This window comes from Cohnella zeiphila, assembly GCF_014212055.1.
GTDB lineage: Bacteria > Bacillota > Bacilli > Paenibacillales > Paenibacillaceae > Cohnella > Cohnella zeiphila.
The window spans coordinates 68,322-87,384 of record NZ_JACJVO010000008.1; the positions used below are offsets into that span (position 1 = coordinate 68,322).

The 19,063-nt window shown below is 55.3% G+C and carries 16 protein-coding genes; 13 read left to right on the top strand and 3 right to left on the bottom strand.

Annotation, left to right across the window (positions count from 1 at the left end; translation table 11 throughout):
- Nucleotides 1-26: 26 nt before the first annotated feature.
- From H7C18_RS06790 to H7C18_RS06830, 9 genes are all read left to right on the top strand, one after another.
- Nucleotides 27-1,268: a hypothetical protein gene (locus H7C18_RS06790; RefSeq protein WP_185128275.1), complete on the top strand. Its 1,242-nt coding sequence runs from the start codon at nt 27-29 to the stop codon at nt 1,266-1,268.
- 466 nt (nt 1,269-1,734) lie between these two features.
- Entirely contained in the window at nt 1,735-3,468 is a 1,734-nt protein-coding gene (locus H7C18_RS06795) for an O-antigen ligase family protein (RefSeq protein WP_185128276.1), read from the top strand.
- 240 nt (nt 3,469-3,708) lie between these two features.
- Complete coding sequence (locus H7C18_RS06800) at nt 3,709-4,356, top strand: GntR family transcriptional regulator (protein ID WP_185128277.1); 648 nt, start codon at nt 3,709-3,711, stop codon at nt 4,354-4,356.
- Between the two features lie 161 nt (nt 4,357-4,517).
- Entirely contained in the window at nt 4,518-5,507 is a 990-nt protein-coding gene (locus H7C18_RS06805; protein WP_185128278.1) for a metallophosphoesterase family protein, read from the top strand.
- A 13-nt stretch (nt 5,508-5,520) separates the two neighbouring features.
- Nucleotides 5,521-6,345, top strand: coding sequence for a metallophosphoesterase family protein (locus H7C18_RS06810; protein WP_185128279.1), 825 nt, complete (start codon nt 5,521-5,523; stop codon nt 6,343-6,345).
- Nucleotides 6,346-6,378: 33 nt separating this feature from the next.
- The gene (locus H7C18_RS06815) at nt 6,379-7,764 is read left to right on the top strand and encodes an ABC transporter substrate-binding protein (RefSeq protein ID WP_185128280.1); all 1,386 of its coding nucleotides are present in this window, start codon (nt 6,379-6,381) and stop codon (nt 7,762-7,764) included.
- A 26-nt stretch (nt 7,765-7,790) separates the two neighbouring features.
- Nucleotides 7,791-8,756 (top strand): carbohydrate ABC transporter permease, encoded by a 966-nt coding sequence (locus H7C18_RS06820; RefSeq protein WP_185128281.1) that lies wholly within the window; start codon nt 7,791-7,793, stop codon nt 8,754-8,756.
- Between the two features lie 16 nt (nt 8,757-8,772).
- Complete coding sequence (locus H7C18_RS06825; protein WP_202886959.1) at nt 8,773-9,600, top strand: ABC transporter permease subunit; 828 nt, start codon at nt 8,773-8,775, stop codon at nt 9,598-9,600.
- Nucleotides 9,600-10,340 carry a tyrosine-protein phosphatase gene (locus tag H7C18_RS06830; RefSeq protein ID WP_185128282.1) on the top strand — a complete coding sequence of 247 codons (741 nt, stop codon included), beginning with the start codon at nt 9,600-9,602 and terminating at the stop codon, nt 10,338-10,340. Before H7C18_RS06825 ends, H7C18_RS06830 begins: the two co-directional genes overlap by 1 nt.
- Nucleotides 10,341-10,407: 67 nt before the next feature.
- Here H7C18_RS06830 and H7C18_RS06835 read toward each other — a convergent pair whose 3' ends face one another.
- Nucleotides 10,408-11,556 (bottom strand): sensor histidine kinase, encoded by a 1,149-nt coding sequence (locus H7C18_RS06835; RefSeq protein ID WP_185128283.1) that lies wholly within the window; start codon nt 11,554-11,556, stop codon nt 10,408-10,410.
- On the bottom strand, nt 11,553-12,239 hold the full coding sequence (locus H7C18_RS06840) for a response regulator transcription factor (RefSeq protein WP_185128284.1): 687 nt from the start codon (nt 12,237-12,239) through the stop codon (nt 11,553-11,555). Before H7C18_RS06840 ends, H7C18_RS06835 begins: the two co-directional genes overlap by 4 nt.
- 496 nt (nt 12,240-12,735) lie before the next feature.
- Here H7C18_RS06840 and H7C18_RS06845 point away from each other — a divergent pair, with 496 nt between their 5' ends.
- A complete protein-coding gene (locus H7C18_RS06845; RefSeq protein WP_185128285.1) occupies nt 12,736-13,119 on the top strand; it encodes a VOC family protein in 384 nt (127 codons plus the stop codon).
- A gap of 20 nt (nt 13,120-13,139) precedes the next feature.
- Nucleotides 13,140-15,380, top strand: coding sequence for an MMPL family transporter (locus H7C18_RS06850; protein ID WP_185128286.1), 2,241 nt, complete (start codon nt 13,140-13,142; stop codon nt 15,378-15,380).
- 437 nt (nt 15,381-15,817) lie between these two features.
- Here H7C18_RS06850 and H7C18_RS06855 read toward each other — a convergent pair whose 3' ends face one another.
- Entirely contained in the window at nt 15,818-16,003 is a 186-nt protein-coding gene (locus H7C18_RS06855) for a hypothetical protein (RefSeq protein WP_185128287.1), read from the bottom strand.
- 158 nt (nt 16,004-16,161) lie between these two features.
- Between H7C18_RS06855 and H7C18_RS06860 the strand changes: the two genes are divergently transcribed.
- Nucleotides 16,162-17,919 (top strand): histidine kinase, encoded by a 1,758-nt coding sequence (locus H7C18_RS06860; protein WP_185128288.1) that lies wholly within the window; start codon nt 16,162-16,164, stop codon nt 17,917-17,919.
- Nucleotides 17,894-18,982 carry a response regulator gene (locus H7C18_RS06865; RefSeq protein WP_185128289.1) on the top strand — a complete coding sequence of 363 codons (1,089 nt, stop codon included), beginning with the start codon at nt 17,894-17,896 and terminating at the stop codon, nt 18,980-18,982. Before H7C18_RS06860 ends, H7C18_RS06865 begins: the two co-directional genes overlap by 26 nt.
- Nucleotides 18,983-19,063: the final 81 nt, after the last annotated feature.

Below are 19,063 nucleotides of genomic sequence, written 5' to 3' on the forward strand. Positions count from 1 at the left end.
CACAAACCCAAAACGGAGTGAGCGAAATGCCTAAAGCTGCAACCCTTGCAGATATCAAGAACGAACTGAAAAGCATCATCCGCTCCAACTCGGACAGAGGATTTCTGCCTTATGGAGGGTATAACAACGTCTGTCATGCCATGCTCCGGATGCTGGACGACAGCAAGGCATCGGAAGACCGGAATGAGGCGTTTAACATTCGTCTTTACCTTCTGATCGAGATGGTTAAGCTTTTCTCCCATGCAGACGCCTCGTCAGGCTTGCACAGTCAAGTGATCGACGACTGCTTAGGCGGGATCGACGAATTTTGTAAAGCCGTTTCGGCCGAAGAGAGCAAGAAGGCTCTCCAGTCGATCCTCAAGGCGGCCAAGAACAAAGCGTTTGGAGAGTGGGAGGAATACGGCTATCGATTGCTGCGAAGCACCGTTCATCTCGTTCAGGATTCGAAGCAGGCCGAAGCCGTTTACGAGCTTTTCCGGATTCTTGGGCCTATGTACGGGGGAAAGGAATATCCGGACCGCTATCTCATTACCCAAGGGATCATCGAGCGATTGGAGGGCGCGGCCGCGGCGGAAAAGTACCGGATGGAGCATCTTCATGTTCCGGAGATTCGCAAACTCGTGGTTGAAGAGGCGATAGAAGCCGGGCAGTATGAGCTGGCCGAAAAGCTGAGTCGCGAGGCATTAGCGCAGGTTATTCGACATTGGGAACCTTCGGCGTGGGCTTATGATCTTGAACGGATCTACGCCCTTACAGGTGAAAAGGACAAGCAAATCGAGATCGTTCAACTTATTTTGACGAAGGGCGATCGTTCTTACTATTCGAAGTTAAAGGCTCTATTCCAAGCCGAGGGAACGTGGGAGCAGCAAAGAGAGCCCATTCTGCAAAAACTGTCCGAAGCCTACATGTCCCATAGCTTTGCTGCCCTTCTGTCGGAGGAGAATGAGACGGGGCGTTTGCTTAATGTCGTTGAGAAAAGTCCGATCCTCATTGAGCATTACGGCATGCAGCTGGCGCGCGAGTATCCTGCGGAGACGTACCGAATTTTCGAAGCGTATATCCTGAACGAAGCGGCGGAAGCAACCGATAGAAGAAAGTATAAAGGAGTTTGCAAGCTGATTAGAGCTTATGATCAAGCGGGTGCCAAAGCAGAGGCAAGAGGAATGATTCAGCGCTTGATCGAGAAGTATCCTCGCCGCGTTGCGATGGTGGACGAGCTGCAAACATTGGATAAGAAGTTGATGAGGCAGCTTCCAGTATCAGACTAATTAACGTGGCGGTATCAGGAACAGCTAAATATCGATTTATTGTTATCGGTGATAAGCGAGTATGGGTACCGAAAATGCCGAAGCCGACGACTAAGAATTGAACATTATCTTGAGGTGCTCCCTGGCTGGGCGATGAAGGCAAGAGTCTATTGCACGTATTGAAAATGGGGGCTCTATTCCACGGCTAGATACAATGTTCCGACTCGCGCTTGGACTTGGAATGAAAATAACCGTGAATGGCATGGAAGAGGCGGCCTCCACTAGTGTAGGTTGGTTACACGGGAGGCCTCTAGGTGACATCAAATCCGCGACTACACTCGTAGAAGCCTAAGGAATCATATACTCCCCTCGCCGCCACCATGTAAAACCCCGACCGCATGAGGTCGGGGTTTTGCTTTTTGGATATTTTATTGCGGCCATAGTATAATTTTCAATTAGTCATCTGTGATGAAACTGGGGTATATAAATGAAACCTATTCGAAAGTCTTTGACAACAAATATATTTGAAATAAGTGTTGGCTTATGCCTTGTTTTGCCTCCCATCGGGATTTTCGTGTTAACCGTCTTGAGCCTTTCTACGATATATCAAACGATAAAATCGAAGAAACCGTTTAAGCGCTCCTTGTTCTCCATCTTCTTGCTTTGTCTTTTTATAGCGACCGTTGGCTCCGTATTTCAAATGCGTAATGGTATGCTCGCGGTCGGGAGCTTGATGATTCTTGTCTATTGGGGAATTTATCAAAAAATTTTTACGAGCCGAGGGACAGTAAAGTTTGAACGTTACCGGTGGATTCTCATTTTTGGGGGTCTTTATAATTGCTTGCTGGATCCGGTCAATAAATGGGCAATGCACCACCCCATCATTGGATTTTTGACAGGAACCGGATTGATCGGGGATTCGCCGGGCTCGAATTACAAACGTTTAATCGGAAGCGACTATAATCCTAATTTCACGATGTTTTTAATTTTATTGGCGTTGGCATTTGTTCTTGCCGAACTGCTGATTCGCATCCAAAAGAGACAATATCAATTCGTTGGTTTGTTGCTTCTCTTGCCGCCTGTTTTAAGCCTGGGCGTGCTGGAGACAGGCTCCCGAGCCGGTTATATCACGATGGTATGCATTTATGCTCTGTTCTTTATACGGCTAAGTAAAATTTTATTGGTAACAGGTTCTCTTGTTCTTCTTTGTTTGATTAAACCGTTGTATCATTTAATGCCAAGAAATACGTCGATTGATTCTTCCTATTTAGGAAGAGAAGAGATCTGGAGGAACGCTATTCAAATTTGGAGCCGACATCCAATGTTCGGAACCACTCAACTTGGATTCTCACAAGAATATAATCGTTTGTTTCATCTAGAGGTACCGCACGCTCACGATATCTTTATCGGATTTTTCGCTGAATATGGTCTTTTGGGCGGAGTATCCTTTTTATTCCTGGTTGCGATAACCGTTTATAAATGTGCAAATTTGTTTTTTCTCAAACGGAGAAATAAAGGGCTGTTAAACTACTTTTTGTTTAGTTTGCCAATAATCGTTTTCACAGGAATTTTGGATGAACCAACTTTCTCTCCGCAGATTGCGTTAGTAGCCATAATGTTGATAAGTTTTTGGGAGAAATATTCGAGCAGAATCCGTTATGCGTATGTGACCATACCAAGCGTAAACGCGGGCCATGCCCAAATCGCATTCCATTTTAAACGTTGGATTCTTGCGGCAGCTATGGTAGTCTTCCTGATTCTAATCGGAGTCACTTCGGCGGAGGCAGCTAAAGAAGCCGCAAAGAATCCGGTTTGGAACATGTCCGAAATGGATGTTGAGAAGAACGGGAATCTGCCGCTTGCGATGGAAATGATAAAAGCCATCGGAAACGATCCTGTTACGCCAGAAGCAGTAAGGGCGGGATCGGTCTTCAAAGCTCCGCGGAATTATTACGGCAAGCCCGTCACGTATTCGGTTTTTGTCAGCATCGTCCGGGATTACCCGCCGGATAGCGACAAGGGGAAGGCCGGTCTTCTCTCAGAAATCGTTGGAAAGACCGATGACGGAACTACCGTCGATATCTTCGGAATGGTCGGCACCGGCGACATTCAGGCAGGGGATACCATTCATGTAGTCGCGTATACGGTCGGTCGTGATACGGTAGACAATAAGTCGGGGGGTACAACGGAGCAACTCGCACTGGTAACGAATAAGTTCTAGAGTTTCCGCCAACATGCTACGACCCATAAGTTGGCGGTAACCGGGAGAAGGTGGAGGCTTCGTGCAAACGAGGTTAAACGCATGAGCACTGTTCTTGATTCCGCTCGACTGTACATCCGATCAGATCCCTAATGACGTTTTGAGCGATTTGCCATTTTATTTGCGGAGGGGGATTTTCAAAAACGATTCGGATTTGCTAACATTAAACACAAACCGACCGAGCAAAGGAACTAGTGACCCATGACCGCTGTATCATTGGAATCGAGGGCTTACCAAGAGATTCGCCGCCGGATTATCTCTGCGGAATATTTGCCGGGGATGCTGCTGTCGGAGAACGATCTCGCCGAGCAATTGCAGATGAGCCGGACTCCGATTCGCGCCGCGATCTCTCTGCTCGTCACCGAAGGCTATGTCGAATCGTTCCGGGGCCGAGGCGTGCTGGTGAAGGATATCAGCTTCCGCGAGTACGCGGAGATGCTCGAGGTACTTGTCTCCATGCAGGTCTACGTGCTCAACACGGCGGAACGAAGAGGGATCGCGCCGAATCTGCCGGCGCTGCTCGAGCAGTTGGAACGGCAGTCGCGAGCTCGCGACGAAGGGAACGTTCCCGTTTATTACGAGAGCTTCCTGCTGTTCATCGAGACGATCCTTCGCACGCTTCACAATCAACACATGTTGAACGTGCTGGAGCAGCTGCGCGGCAAGATCCTGTTTAAAATGATTTCCTTTCGAAAATTGTATCCGCAGCACACGCCCCATCATTCGCTGGAAGCGAACCGCATGGCTTATGATGCGCTCGTTCGCGGCGACATGGAGGCCGCGAAGGCGGCGGTGCTTAAGATCTTTACCGACACCTACGAGTCTTTGATTACGGGCGGACTTATTTAACCGAACCCAAGCAGTGGAAGGATCCCTTTTCAAGAAGCGTTCACCTCCTCCGGTGAACGTTTTTATTTTTTACAAAACGACCAAGCCGTCTTAATATTCAACTTACATACAACTTGCATACTGATTTTTGTGGAAGATAGATTCGAAGGGAGAGAGCCTGGATGGCCATCATCACCAATCGCGTAAAAACGGAAATGTTTATCGACGAGGAGCGTTATCGCACCGACCGTCGGCCTTGGTTCGGACGCTTGCCCGAGCAGCTGACGGGAGACTATTCCTTCGCCGTGATGGGCGACCGCTGCGGCATGGCGACGGCAGGCGTATTCGAGCGCGGGCTGGAGCTCGTGCGGGATCTGAAGCCGGAATTCGTCCTGTTCGTCGGAGACCTGGTCGAAGGATACTGGAGGGATGCCAAGGACGCTCGCGAAGAGTGGGAATATATCGACGCCCGGATCGAAGCGACGGGCCTTCCTTTTTTCCAGACGGTCGGCAATCACGATTACGGCACGCAGACGATGGTCGACGTCTGGCAGGAGCGCAAAGGGATGGAGTACTACGCTTTCCGCACCGGAGATGCGCTGTTCCTGGTGCTCAACACCGAGGATCCATACGAGGCGCTGTCGGACGGCTTCATCGATCTCGTCAAGGAAGCGACGGCTAACGTGCAGCGGGAGCCCGAGCGCGCGAACGAGCACCTTAAAGCGTTCTACGACAAGATCGTCGCCGGACTGCCGCCGGAGCAGCTGCAGGGAATGGGGAAAGTGAACCTCGGCATCTCGGAGCGCCAGCTGGCCTTCTTCGAGAAAGTGATCCGGGACAACGCGGATGCGGCTCATACGTTCATCAGCATGCACAAGCCGGGCTGGAAGGCGGAATCGCCCGAGTTCGCGAGACTGCTGCAGCTTCTCGACGGTCGTCCGCACACGATCTTCGCCGGGCATTTCCACTCCATGGAATACAAGCAGGAGAACGATCGCCGGTTGATCCAATTGGGCCGAACCGGAGCCGCCTCGCACGGTAACGGCAAAGGCGACGAGAACTTGATTCTGTGGGTGACGGTCCGCGGCGGCGTCCCGAACTTCCGCGTCATTCACCTGGACGGCACGGCCGACGTCAGCGCTTATCCGCCGCAAGAACACGCTCATCATTGAGGAGGACGAACGGATGGAACCGATCTTTTTCGTACAGTTGTCGGATATTCATGTGAATGCCCCGGAAAAGAACAACCCGATGTTCGGCGTCGACATGTCGGCCAAACTGCGCGCAGCCTTCGCCGAAATCCGCAGCATGCGCACCAAACCGGCGTTCGTTCTCATCAGCGGCGACCTGACGCAGGACGGAGACGCGGACGATTACCGCCATCTTCGCCGGTTGATCGACGAAGAAGCCGAACGGACCGGCGTTCCCGTGCATGTCGGCCTGGGCAATCACGATTCCCGCCCGGCTTTCCGCGAAGGCTACCTCGGGGAAGAGCCTTCGGAAGAGTCGTACTACTACAGCTTCTTGGAAAAGAGCCTGCGCGTCGTGATGCTCAATTCGCAAATCGAAGGAAGCCATGACGGTGAGATCGACGCCAAGCAACTGGCTTGGCTGCGGGACACGCTCTCCGAGCCGGCGCCGGAAGGAACGATCGTCGTGCTGCACCATCCGGTGACGGCGACGCCGAATGCGATGATGGACGGCCATCTGCTCCGGAATCCGGCCGATCTGAAGGATGCGGTTCACGGGCAAGGCGTGATCGGCATGCTGTCCGGCCATATTCACTTCCACAACATCGGGAGCCTGGTCGGAATTCCTTGCGCGGCGGCGACGGGCGTCGCTTTCGGCCTGGATTCGACGTCCCCGAACACGATGCGCTTCCTCGACAATAGCGGCTACAATCTCGTGACGGTGAGCGGCGGGCACATGGCGGTTCAGCCCCGCATGCTGCCGGGCGAGCAGCGCTTGCTGTACGAATGGGATCCGGCCAAGCAGCCGGCCCATGCTTAAATAACCTAGAGCGAAAAGGGAGAGGGATCCTACATGTCATTGGCGACAAAGAGGGGACTGGCGGCAGGGGTGCTCACGCTGGCGATGCTGACGACGGTTGCGTGCGGCAAGACGGAGAACAATTCGGCCTCGAACGCGGCTGGCGGTTCGTCCGCGGCGGAAGGAAGCCCGTCGGCTTCGGCCGGCGCATCGCAGACGGCAGACTCCGGCGCATCCGGCGAGAAGATCAAACTGACGTTCTACAGCTACAATCTGGCCACAGCCGGGCAGAAGGAAGGCACGCAGCAGCTGATCGACGAGTTCGAAAAGGCGAATCCGGACATTGAGATCGACGGCATTCCGGTCGCTTCGACCGACATCAACGCGAAGGTGCAGGCGGATATCGCCGCCGGCTCCCCTCCGGACGTCGCGCAGCTCGTCTTCGACGGCTTGGATTATGCCGTCAATAATTTCGGCGCCAAGCCGCTGGAAGACATCGTGCCGGCGGACGAGCTGTCGAAGGCATTCGAAGGCTTCTCCCCGAACGGATTGAAGCTGGGCCAACTGAACGGCAAAACTTACGGCCTGCCGTTTACGTTCAGCACCCCGGTGCTGTTCTACAACGCGAAGCTGTTCAAGGACGCGGGACTCGACCCGGAGACTCCGCCGGCCACATGGGCGGAAGTCAAGCAGGACGCGCTCCGGATCGCGCAGAAGACGGGCGTTTCCGGCGTCCACATCGGCGGCGCGCAGGGGAACGACTGGATTATTCAGGCGCTGATCGGAAGCAATGGCGGCAAGGTGCTGTCCGACGACCGCAAGACAATCCAATTCGGTTCCCCGGAAGCGATCGGCGCGATTCAGATGTGGCAGGACATGATCGCCAGCGGCGCCAATGACAAGCTGAACGACGGCGACGTCATCGAAGCGTTCGCCCAGGGCAAAGTCGGCATGCTGCTCTTCACGAGCGCCTTGCAGAGCATGTTCGTGAGCTCCGCCCAGGCGGGAGGTTGGGAGCTGAAGGCGGCAGCGATGCCTTCCTTCGACGGCAAACCTACGACGCCGGTCAATTCGGGCAGCGCGCTGTTCATCCTGTCGAACGATAAAGCGAAGCAGGAAGCGGCGTGGAAGTTCCTGAACTTCGTTACGAGCGAACGCGGCTATACGATCATCACCTCGAAGATCGGTTATTTGCCGCTGCGTCCGGCGATCGTCGACGACCCTCAATACCTGAAGGACTATGTCGAGCAAAACCCGCTGATCAAGCCGAACCTGGAGCAATTGGATCGCCTTCAGCCCTGGGTGTCCTATCCGGGCCCGAACTGGCACCAGATCGAGACGACGCTGCTGGACGCGGTACAGAAGTCGATCCTGTCGACGGGCGACATCACGCCGATCATGCAGGACGCCCAGAAGCAAGCTCAAAGCCTGGTCCAATAATCGTTCAGGAGGAGGCAGGAAACACCATGAGCTATGACACGGCCTCGGCATCGCTCTCCCATGCGCAAGCGGAGCCGCGGACCAAAGAGCGGAAGGCGCTGTCCGTTCGTCTTCGCGGCGTCTGGCCGTATATTTATCTGCTGCCGGCGGTGCTGTCGATCGCCTTCTGGGTGTACCGGCCGCTCGCGCAGACGTTCCAGCTGAGCTTCTATCAATGGAATCTGCTGCCGACGTCGCCCAAGACGTTCGTGGGTTGGGGTAATTTCGAGAAGCTGCTCACCTTGCCCGCCATGAGCAAGGCGCTGTGGAACACGCTGTTCTACACGATCGGCGTCATTCCGTTCTCGTTGATCGTCCCGATCGCCATCGCGATCGCGACGGACAACATCGGCAAGCGGTCGCGGAACGTCTACCGGGCCTTGATCTTCCTGCCGATGATCATGGCTCCCGTCGCGGTCTCTTCGGTCTGGCGCTGGATCATGCATCCGACCAACGGGATTTTGAACCAAACGCTGCAGTCGGTATTTGGCTTGAAGGAGCCGATCCCATTTTTCACCGACGGCAAATGGGCGATCTGGTCGATCACGTTCATCACCGGCTGGAAGCTGATCGGCTTCAGCACGCTGATCTTCTCGGCGGCCATGACGAATATCAACAAGGAATACTTTGAAGCCGCGCGGATGGACCGGGCGAACCGTTGGCAGATCATCCGTTACGTGATCCTGCCGCTGCTGTCGCCGACGATTCTGTTCATGGCGATGCTCAGCACGCTGTTCGCGAGCGAATGGAGCTTTACCTATATTAACGTGCTGACGCAGGGCGGGCCGGTCAACGCGACGACCAATATCTATTACCTGTTATGGACTTACGGCTTTCAGACGTTTTCGGTCGGATGGAGCTCCGCCGCGGCGGTCGTGCTGTTCCTGGGCTTCGGCCTGATCGCGGTCGGCTTTATGGCGCTGACGAGGAAGCTGTCGTTCTTCGACGATTAGAGAGGAGGAATCTAAGGTGGGCAATGGAACGAGGGGCTTCCGCGCGGCGCCGGCCGGCAAGCACGCCGTGCTGATCGCGCTCGGCTTTCTGGCCGTGTTCCCGCTTTATTGGATGATCAACACCTCCTTCAAGCCCGATACGGAGGTCTTCAGTTCGAGCCTGCTGCCGCGGCATTGGACGTTCGACAATTACAGGACGGCATGGAACTCCGTGCCGATGGCGCGCATGCTGACGAATTCGCTCGCCGTGGCTTTGCTGCAGACCGGGACGCAGCTTTTTACCAGCATTCTCGCCGCCTTCGCGTTCACCCGCTGGACGTTCAAGGGCAGCAGCTTGATCTACGGCTTGATCGGCCTCACCTGGCTGGTGCCGTTCCAGGTTATCATGATCCCAAACTATGTCATGATCAGCAGCTTCGGCTGGCGCGATTCGCTGATGGGGCTCGTCGTGCCGAATATCGCCTCGGCCTTCGCCGTCCTGCAATTGTTTAACACGTTTAAATCCTTCCCGAGGGCATTGATCGAAGCGGCCCGGCTGGACGGAGCGTCTGACTGGAAGGTGCTGTGGCGCACGATCTTCCCGAATTTGCGGTCGGCGATCGCTTCGATCGGCATTCTGCTGTTCATCACGGCGTGGAACGATTACTTCTGGCCGCTGCTCGTGACGACGAAGATGGAGCACTCGACGATTCAGAAGGGGCTGCAGATGTTCATGTCCTCGGAGATGAATCTGTGGGGACCGCTGATGGCCGCGACGACGATCGCGAGCCTGCCCGTGCTTGTCATTTATTTGATTCTGCAAAGACAAATCATCGATTCCTTCGTGAAAGGCGGACTGCGCTAATGAATTCTTCTTCTCTCTCGTATGAACGCATCGTTCCCATGGAAGGCGCCCGCAATGTCCGCGATCTCGGAGGCTATTCCGCCGCCGGCGGCCGCACGACCAAGTGGGGGCGCTTCTATCGGGCCGACGGCCTGCATCGGCTGAGCGAGCGCGACCAGGAGGCGATTCTGGCTCGCGGCGTGCGGAAGGTCGTCGATCTGCGCCACGGCTATGAGCTGTCGCATAGCCCGAACGTGTTCGCGGATTCCGACCGGCTCTCGTACCTCAACGTGAGCTTGGTCAACCCGGCGACAACGGCGCGATCCGACATTCGCACGCTGGGCGATATGTACGTCGATATGCTGGAAAACGTGCAAGCGCCGCTCCTGCGCGTGTTCGAGCTGCTGTCCGAGGATGCGGAGGAACCGGTATTGTTCCACTGCGCGGCAGGCAAAGACCGTACCGGTGTCGTCTCGGCCCTGCTGTTGTCGCTGGCCGGCGTGTCTCGCGAGACGATCGTCGAGGACTACGTGCTGACAGCCGAGTGCATCGCGCCGCTTATGGATGAATTCCGGGCCGGCCGTCCCGAGCAGGTGCCGGCGGACGTGTACGAGCGATTCCTCGGCTGCGATCCCGGGTATATGGAGCAGATGCTGATGCACCTGCAGGAGCGTCACGGGGACGCCGAGCGTTATTTGCTCGCGATCGGCCTGTCGCCGGAACACGTAGATGCGCTTCGCCGCAAGCTGCTGGGGGAATGAGGAAACGCCGCCTCTTCCCGCTCGTATTCGAGCTTGAACTCCGACCGTGCACAGGTCGGAGTTTTTGTCATCCGCTCCAACTCGGACCGAGAGTATCGGAAGAAGGCACCGGCAAATAAACGGTAAACGTCGTACCGCGGTCAGGCTCGCTCGCGACGCGAATGAACCCGCCGTGGGCTCTGACAAAATGATGCGCGATCGATAACCCGAGCCCGGTTCCGCCTGAGTGCCGCGAACGAGCTTTCTCCACGCGATAAAAACGATCGAAAAGATGGGTCAGCTCTTCAGCCGGAATACCGATGCCGGTGTCCGTCACCGAGAAACATGCATAGCGCGCGTTCCGCTCCAGGACCTTTTCTTCCAAGACAACCGAAATCTTTCCGCCCTTCGGCGTGTAGCGGATCGCATTCGTCAGCAAATTGATGAACACCTGCGTGATCCGTCTTGCGTCGGCCGTCACCGTTACCGGCCTCGCGTTCGACCGGAAGCTCATTTCCAGTCCGTTCTCCTCGGCCTCCATTCTCACATCCTCGACGACTTGTTCCAGCCTTGCCGACAGATCGAGCGGTTTGCAATCCAGGGCCAACCGGCCTGCCTCGGCTAAAGATAAGACATGAAGATCTTCCACCAGCAGGCCTAAGCGGATCACTTCGTCATGGAGCCGAAGCAGCATTTCCGGAGGGACGTACTGGCCGGTCTGTTGAGCATTTTCCAATCTCAGCTGCATGATGGACAGCGGAGTCCGAAGCTCGTGAGCGACATCGGCTACCAACCGCCTGCGTGCGTCCTCGGCTTCCCGGAGGCGAAGCGTCATGTCGTTGAATGTCCGGATGACTATCCCGTATTCGTCTTTTGACCGTACGGGGACGTTCACGTCCAGATCCCCCCGCGCGACGCGTTCGATAGCGGCAACGAGCTTGCGAAGCGGGATCGTGAGCAGCCCCGAAATCCATAAACTGAAGAACAGGCCGATTGCGATAAAAAACAGCCAATTTCCCAGCAGAAATCTCTGCATTTTGACCGAAACGTAAGATTTCAGGATCTCGATCTGTTCCCCGGGCGATGCGTTCAAATAAGATGCGCCGACTTCTTCCTTACGAAATTGATCGAACAAAGATTCCATATAAACCTGTTTGGTTACGACATGAGCGCCGCCGATCAGAAGGACGAGCAGCCCCATCCAGACAAATACTTTTTGGCTTACCGTGAGCGTCATGATTGTTCACCGAACCGGTAACCGAAACCGTATACCGTCTGAATATAACGGGGATTGGCCGGATCGTCCCCCAGCTTGCGGCGAAGATTCCGGATGTGGGAATCCATCGTTCTTTCGTACCCCATGTATTCGTCCGCCAATGCGGCTTTTAATAATTGCAGGCGGCTAAAAACCATACCGGGACGCGCAGCCAACGTGTACAAGATTTTGAATTCCGTCGGCGTCAGTTGGATCTCCCGGCCGTCCTTGCATACCTGACATTTGGCCTCGGAGATGATCAGGTTGTCTCTCTCCAGGAACGTCGGCCTGTCTTCAGGCCCGCGCAGGCGGCGAAGCAAAGCCCGGAGGCGCGAAGCGAGCTCGCGCAAGCTGAACGGCTTCGTCAAATAATCGTCCGCACCGATCTCCAGACCGACGATTTTATCCGATTCATCCGACCGGGCCGTGACCATAATAATGCCGCAATTCGAGGTTTGCCTTAATTCGCGGCAAACGTCGATGCCGCTTTTCTCGGGGAGCATCCAATCAAGCACGACGAGATCGGGCCGTTCGGACCGGGCAATCGCGAGCGCCTCCTTGCCGGTAACGGCCGTCAACACCCGAAACCCTTCACGTTGCAGAAAAGCGTGCATCTCCTCAAGCATGCCCGGTTCGTCCTCTACAAGCAGCAATTTCGGTTCCAAACTCCTCACATCTTTCCCGTTTAGTTTGCTTCCGGTGCAAGAATCCGGCATCGCTTCCCCAAATTATAGCGTGACTTCATATACTCTTGAAGAAGTCCACGCAAAAAGAGGAAGACCTGCATAAGTTCTCGACATTTATTGTTTAAACTGACTGTGAAATGAGGGAGCCAGCCGCGAGAAGCATCAATCTTATTTTAACGAAAGCGAGGATTCCAGGATGAGCAACCTATCTTTAAACCGCAGCGATCCCGAAGAAGGGGGCATCGCTCGATTGCCGCCTTCTCTTCGAATTCGCAGCGCGGGCCGAATTGAGTTTTGACCGCATTCTGCTGGTCTTTCTGCTCCTTATCGCCTCCGGAGTTTCGCTGTATCTGGTTGCGCGCGATTATGAGAACAGAACGCATTGGGTTCGATTCGTTGTGGTGGCTTTGTACGGAATGTCCGGAATCCTGGTTCTCGTTATTATCTTTCCAAGAAAATAGAAGGAGGAGAAAGAATGGCCCCAATCCGAGTACGTTACATTGTCGACGATGTAGAGGCGACGATCGCATTTTACACGCAGCATCTTGATTTCATTGTCAAAGCACATCCGGCGCCCGGTTTTGCTATTTTGCAGCGAGGAGGCTTGAACCTTCTTGTGAATGCCAAGAACGGTCCGGGCGGAGCCGCTCAGGCGATGCCCGACGGGCAAAAGCCGGAGCCCGGCGGCTGGAACCGGATTCAGATCGAGGTCGACGACCTGGACGGCTTTGTCGAGACCCTGCGTAGTGCTGGCCTGCGCTTCCGCAATGAGATCGTCACGGGATTCGGCGGGAAGCAGATCTTGCTGGACGACCCGGCAGGCAATCCTATCGAGCTCTTCGAGGCTTCAAGCAGATGACGGAAAAAAGGAGAGTCGGCATGAAAGAGCGATTTGGAATCGGGAAATGGGTGGCAGGCCCAACGACCCGGTGGGTTACTTTGCTTATCTGGATAGCCGCAGCATGGCTGTTAAACACGCTGGCGCCTCCCATCGGCAAAGAAGTCGTGAATAATGCTCCCCCATTGGCCGACGACAGGCCATCCGTGCAAGCGCGCGAATTGGTTGCGAGAGAGTATCCGAACGCGGAAGAGGCTTCCGCCTTGTTCGTGTGGCACCGCCAAGGAGGACTGACCGATACCGATCTGCAGCGCATCCAACAATTTACCGAAAGATTATCGACGCATCCCGTACCGTATCAGACATCCGTAACGCCATTGTATCAAATGCCGCTTCAGGCTTTGAAAGCGAAGCTTTCGGAGGACGGCAGCGCCATCGTCTCGCCGGTTTTCTTCAGTAAAAGCGCGCAATCGAACGAGTGGAAGCAAGGCGTGGATCAAGCGAAAGAAGAGGCGGCCGGCTTGTTCGGTTCGGATCCGTTCGCCGTCGCCGTCGATTCTCCGGCCGACTTGAACGCAAGAGTTACCGGTCCGGTCGGCATCCAGATCGATGCAGCCGGAGTATTCGGGCAGGCCGACAAAACGTTGCTCATCGGTACCGTACTTCTTGTGCTCGTGCTGCTGCTGCTCATTTACCGCTCGCCGATTCTGGCGATGATCCCGCTGGTTGCCGTAGGCACCGCCTACTTCGTCATCAGTCCGATTTTGGGCTGGATGGTGCACAGCGGCATGATAACGGTGGAAAAGCAAGGAACCAATATCATGACGGTATTGTTGTTCGGCGCCGGTACGGATTATTGCTTGTTCCTCATTTACCGGTTCCGTCAACTGCTCAAGACCGAACCGGACAAGGGCAAGGCGCTCCGCGGCGCCATTGCCGGATCGTCGGGCGCGATCGCGATGAGCGGTTTGACCGTCATTCTCTCGCTCTTTACGATGATCGTAGCGGAGTACGGTTCGTTCCGCCTGCTCGCCGCACCGTTTGGGATTTCCATCTTCATGATGGGACTGGCCAGCTTGACGCTCGTACCTGCTTTGCTCGCCATAATGGGGCGCGCTTCCTTCTGGCCGTTCATTCCGAGGACGCCGGGCATGCCGGCCGAACGAACCAAGCTGAACGGACATCTTGCCGAAACTTCGAACAAGCCTTCGCGTCCATTTATCGGCTCTCTTGTCGTTCGTCGGCCTTGGACCATTTTGATCCTGACCTGCCTGGTGCTAGGCCTATTTGCCGCATTCGCGACTCAGATCAAGTTCACGTTCGATAAGCTGGCCATGTTCCCCAAATCGATGGCATCCATGGAAGGATTCGACATCATCGGCGAGCAGTTCTCGCCGGGCGAACTCGCTCCCGTCAAAGTGCTCGTGGATACCGGAGGCAAGGATCGGGACGTCGCACAGGCTTTGGCCTCGCTTCCTTACGTGGCGGAAGTATCCGAGCCGGCGGCCGGGCGAACGAATCCGGGACTGCTGGCGTATGACGTCTCCCTTAACCTAAACCCTTATTCGATGGAAGCGATGAATCTCATTCCGAAGCTTCGTCAGACGGTTGAGGATGAGCTGAAGCAATTCGGCGACACGAGCGCTGCCCAGCATGTATGGATTTCCGGAGAGACGGCGGAGCAATATGACACGAAAGAAACCAACATACGGGATATGAGCATCATTCTGCCGCTGATCATTCTCGTGATCGCCTTTCTCCTCGTCGTATATCTGCGCTCCTTGATCGCCGCGGCCTACCTGATCGCAACCGTGCTGCTCTCGTATTTGTCGGCTTTGGGATTGGGGTGGATCGTCCTGCACGACTTCCTGGGCAAGGACGTGATTCAAGGTACGGTACCGCTATATTCGTTTGTATTTTTGATCGCGCTGGGCGAGGATTACAACATTTTCGTTATCTCTTCCATATGGCAAAAGAGCAAGCGCATGCCGTTGAAACAAGCGGTTTTGGAAGGTGTGGGGGAGACGGGATCGGTGATTACGTCGGCAGGCCTCATTCTTGCGGGGACGTTCGCCGTACTGACCACGATGCCGGTTCAGTTGATGCTGCAGATGGGAGTCATTACCGCGCTCGGGATTCTGCTCGATACTTTTGTTGTGCGTCCTCTCCTTGTGCCGGCCATTACGCTGATCGCGGGCAAGTGGAGTTTCTGGCCCGGACGCCGAAACTCCGGTTTAGAAGCCGGTTCATCGTCTATCGATAAGCCATTCGAGGCAGGCTGACCGGCAAACCGGCGCGGGCGCGAGCCAGGTTCCCCGCCTTCATAAAACTCTGACCGCGAGAGGTCGGAGTTTTTTTTATGCCGCAACTTCGGTCGCGGATTTCTTATTTTCAAACACGAGTCTTTCTACCTATTTACATCATGACGATGGACACATATATTTATATTAAATTGGTAAGGAAGTAGGCGAACCGAAGTTGTATAACCCATTGCATAAAGGCATCCTTTATGCCCTCCCGATGAGTTTGGTCATGTGGGCAGGCATTGTAGCCGTAGTCGTTTGGGCAGTAAAGTAAAACACCGCCGGATCCTTTCCGAGCGGTGTTTTTTTTGTCGAATCGGCACGTTTCGCAAGCCCGGTCCGGATTGGCGACTTTTCCCGAAAACCGATATAGCAAAGCCGACCGTTCGCGGCCGGCTTTCTGTTCATCAGGCGGGTTATTCTTCGTTCCTCACGATTACTTCGTCCAGCGAGGTATGAGCCTCGCGGTTCGCCGCATCGGCGATATCCCGGTCGATTTTGCTTTTGCCTTGAATGTTCCCGGCCGCATCGGCCTGTCGGTTCAATTGTTCTTCAATTTGTCCGATGCCGTGCGCCTCTTGATGATTCCGGCTTGAACTCAAAATCTTCTCACCTCCGCTTGCCTCAGGTAGCGTTATTAATGTGCGTACCGGCTACGGATTTATTCATACCGTTTAAGATCCCCCTCATACCGAATACTCTCGGCCGCGCAACATAAGATGATACTGCGATAAGCTTATCCAACCGCGAGGTGGCGAGCGTGGGTCTCTTGGGAATGCTGCTCCGCATGTTCGGTATTTCCTCTCTCCGGAAAAGAATCGTGGTTTTCCTGGCGGCCGGTTTCCTGGTGTGCTCCATCCTCATGGCGACGGTCTCATATAACGCCATTTATACGATGCAGCAGAACAAAATCAAATCCTCCATGTCCTTCGATCTCTATCAGCAGTCGACGACGCTTACGCAAATCTACGGCAATCTGCTTCAGGTTACGCAGCAGCTGGCGCCGCAAGGCAACGTCGGCAACATGATGGAAGCCTACTTCTCGGCCGGCGATGTCTATGATCGGCATGTCCTATCGCTCGAGATTTCCTCCACGATCGGCATGATCACGTTCTCCAACCCGGCCATCGAGCTTGTGATGTATTATAGCTCTCAGAACGGACGGCCTACTTTCTCGAATCTGCCGCTGCGTGAAAATTTCACCTTGCCGTCGTTGCCCAATCTGGCCGGCAACGGAGACATCCAGTATCAGGCGCCCCACCTGTCGATGTGCAGGTTCAGCGATGACCAGGTCGTCTCGGTGACGCGCACGATCGCTTTCTCGGACGGAACCGAGCAGGTGATCTATGTCGAGGCGAAGACGGATATCGCGGCGGACATGGATACCTTGTCCTCCAGCATGAGAATGCCGTATGTGCTGGTTCTCGCCGATCCGGAGGGGAAGGTTGCCTACAGCAGCGATTCAAACGTTTATCCCGCCGGCCGGCATTTGAGCTTGACCGGGAATTCGGGTACGACCGGCGGATACGTCTGGAACCGGATGAAGAGCGATTACGATTACGACGCCATCCTCCTGCTTCCCGTCTCCAGCTACAATCACGAACTTTACGCATGGAAAAATCATATGTTTTTAATACTGGGCATCGCTCTTCTCGTGATGCTGTCCATTGCTCTGCTGCTGCTGAGGCTGATCAACCGGCCGCTTCACGTCTTCGAGGCGGAGATGGAGGCTCTCGGAAAAGGGCACCTGGGCGCCATGCACTACCGGACCGGCATATCGGAATTCGATAAGCTGTTCGATCAATTTAATAAGATGAAGCAGCAGATTCAGCAGCTGCTGATCGATGTGGAAGACAAGGAAAAGCGGCGCCATCAGCTCGAGATCGAGAAGCTGGCTTATCAGATCAACCCCCATTTCTTAATGAATGCGCTCAATTCGGTGCGCTGGCTCGCGATCCTGAATCGGCAGACGGAGATCGACAAGCTCGTCACGTCCTTTATCTTTTTGCTTAGCTACAATTTAGGCAAATCGCAGGAGCCGGCTACGCTACGAACGGAACTGAAGGTCATGCGCGCCTATCTGGATGTTCAGCAGATGCGGTACGACTTCGAGGTCCAACTGGACGTGGAGGAGGGCGGCTATCTGGATCGCCCCGTCGCCCGGTTCATTCTCCAGCCCATTGTCGAGAATGCGGTCTGTCACGGCCTGAACGAGAACGGAAAGCTGAAGATCGGCATCTCGCCCGACGAGACGTCCCGGACCGTCACCATCGTGATCAGCGATGACGGCAAGGGATTGAGCCCGGCGACACTGGCGCTGCTGCAGCCGGAAGCGGCGGATTCGCGGCAGATGGGCCGGGGGATCGGGCTGCGCTATGTCCGAAGCATGCTGGAATCCTTCTATGGAGACAAGGCTCGTCTGCAGATCGACAGCAAGCCGCGCCACGGCACGACCGTGACGATGCAACTTCCCTTTGGAAAGGAGGAGCCGCGTGATCCGAGTTTTGATCGTCGATGACGATAAGCTTGCGCGCAAAGGCCTGATCTCGATAATGCCTTGGTCGGCCCATGGCATGGTCGTGGCCGGAGAAGCGGCCAACGGCGCCAAGGCGCTGGAATTCCTGGAGGAGCACGAGGTGGATCTCTTGTTCGTCGATCTCTCCATGCCCGTGATGTCGGGACTGGAACTGATTCAGGCCGCGCGCCGGCGGTACCCGAACCTGCGATCCGTCGTCCTTACCTTTCATGAAGAATTCGAGCATGTGCAGACGGCTTACCGGATGGGCGTTCTCGATTATATCTCCAAAGCGCGGATGGATGTGGAAGATAACGAGCAGATTCTGGGGCGAATCCGGCGGCAGCTGAAGGACGAAGAACTGCAGCCCCATCGGCAAGATCAGCCTGCTCGGCTCGTTCAGCGTGCTCCGACCCGTGCGGCCGCAGACAAGAACGCCCATGCCCGGGAGGAAGAGCAATGGCGCAGGCTGGAGCAGGACTGGCGCTCGCAATACTGGCTTTATAACGAAGCGATATTCCAGCGCTTGTGCGAGCGGACGATCGAATCGAATCCGCCCGTTCGCCGTCTGGAGGGGCTGTTCATGCGCGTGATCGCGCAGATCGAAGCCGCCGCCCGGCTGGGGACGGAGTTCTGGTCGGAAGCGGAGGACGTCCGGTCGGCGCTGGACTGGATTCGCCGTTATCGGGAGCAGATTTATGCTCAGATCGAACGCTCGGCGGATTTGACCAAGAACGCCGTCTGCATCCTCAAGGCCGTGACGTTCATCCGCGAGGAAGCGGCCAAGCCTCTGCATGCCGAGGACGTGGCCGAGCATGTGAGCATGAGCCGAAGCTATTTCAGCCAAATCTTCAAGAAGCTGACTGGCACGACGTTTAACGATTATCTCAAGCAAGAGCGAATCCGGGCGGCGGAGAGGCTCTTGAGCGAGACCGAGAAGCCGGTCGCCTGGATCGCCAACGCGGTAGGGTATGGCGATCCGAAGTATTTCGCGCAGCTTTTCTATGAACAGACCCGGCTTCTGCCGTCCGAATTCCGCGCCCAACGTCGCAAGGGGGATCGTTGATCGCCGCATATCGAACAAATGTCTGCCCACGGCTGAAATGATCGATAAACGCGCATCATCCTTATGCCTTTTTGGAAGCGC

Coding starts and splice junctions, on each gene's coding strand:
- H7C18_RS06835 (WP_185128283.1), bottom strand. CDS start 11,556: ATGACGCTCACGGTAAGCCAAAAAGTATTTGTCTGGATGGGGCTGCTC.
- H7C18_RS06830 (WP_185128282.1), top strand. CDS start 9,600: ATGAATTCTTCTTCTCTCTCGTATGAACGCATCGTTCCCATGGAAGGC.
- H7C18_RS06810 (WP_185128279.1), top strand. CDS start 5,521: ATGGAACCGATCTTTTTCGTACAGTTGTCGGATATTCATGTGAATGCC.
- H7C18_RS06795 (WP_185128276.1), top strand. CDS start 1,735: ATGAAACCTATTCGAAAGTCTTTGACAACAAATATATTTGAAATAAGT.
- H7C18_RS06800 (WP_185128277.1), top strand. CDS start 3,709: ATGACCGCTGTATCATTGGAATCGAGGGCTTACCAAGAGATTCGCCGC.
- H7C18_RS06790 (WP_185128275.1), top strand. CDS start 27: ATGCCTAAAGCTGCAACCCTTGCAGATATCAAGAACGAACTGAAAAGC.
- H7C18_RS06815 (WP_185128280.1), top strand. CDS start 6,379: ATGTCATTGGCGACAAAGAGGGGACTGGCGGCAGGGGTGCTCACGCTG.
- H7C18_RS06850 (WP_185128286.1), top strand. CDS start 13,140: ATGAAAGAGCGATTTGGAATCGGGAAATGGGTGGCAGGCCCAACGACC.
- H7C18_RS06845 (WP_185128285.1), top strand. CDS start 12,736: ATGGCCCCAATCCGAGTACGTTACATTGTCGACGATGTAGAGGCGACG.
- H7C18_RS06805 (WP_185128278.1), top strand. CDS start 4,518: ATGGCCATCATCACCAATCGCGTAAAAACGGAAATGTTTATCGACGAG.
- H7C18_RS06820 (WP_185128281.1), top strand. CDS start 7,791: ATGAGCTATGACACGGCCTCGGCATCGCTCTCCCATGCGCAAGCGGAG.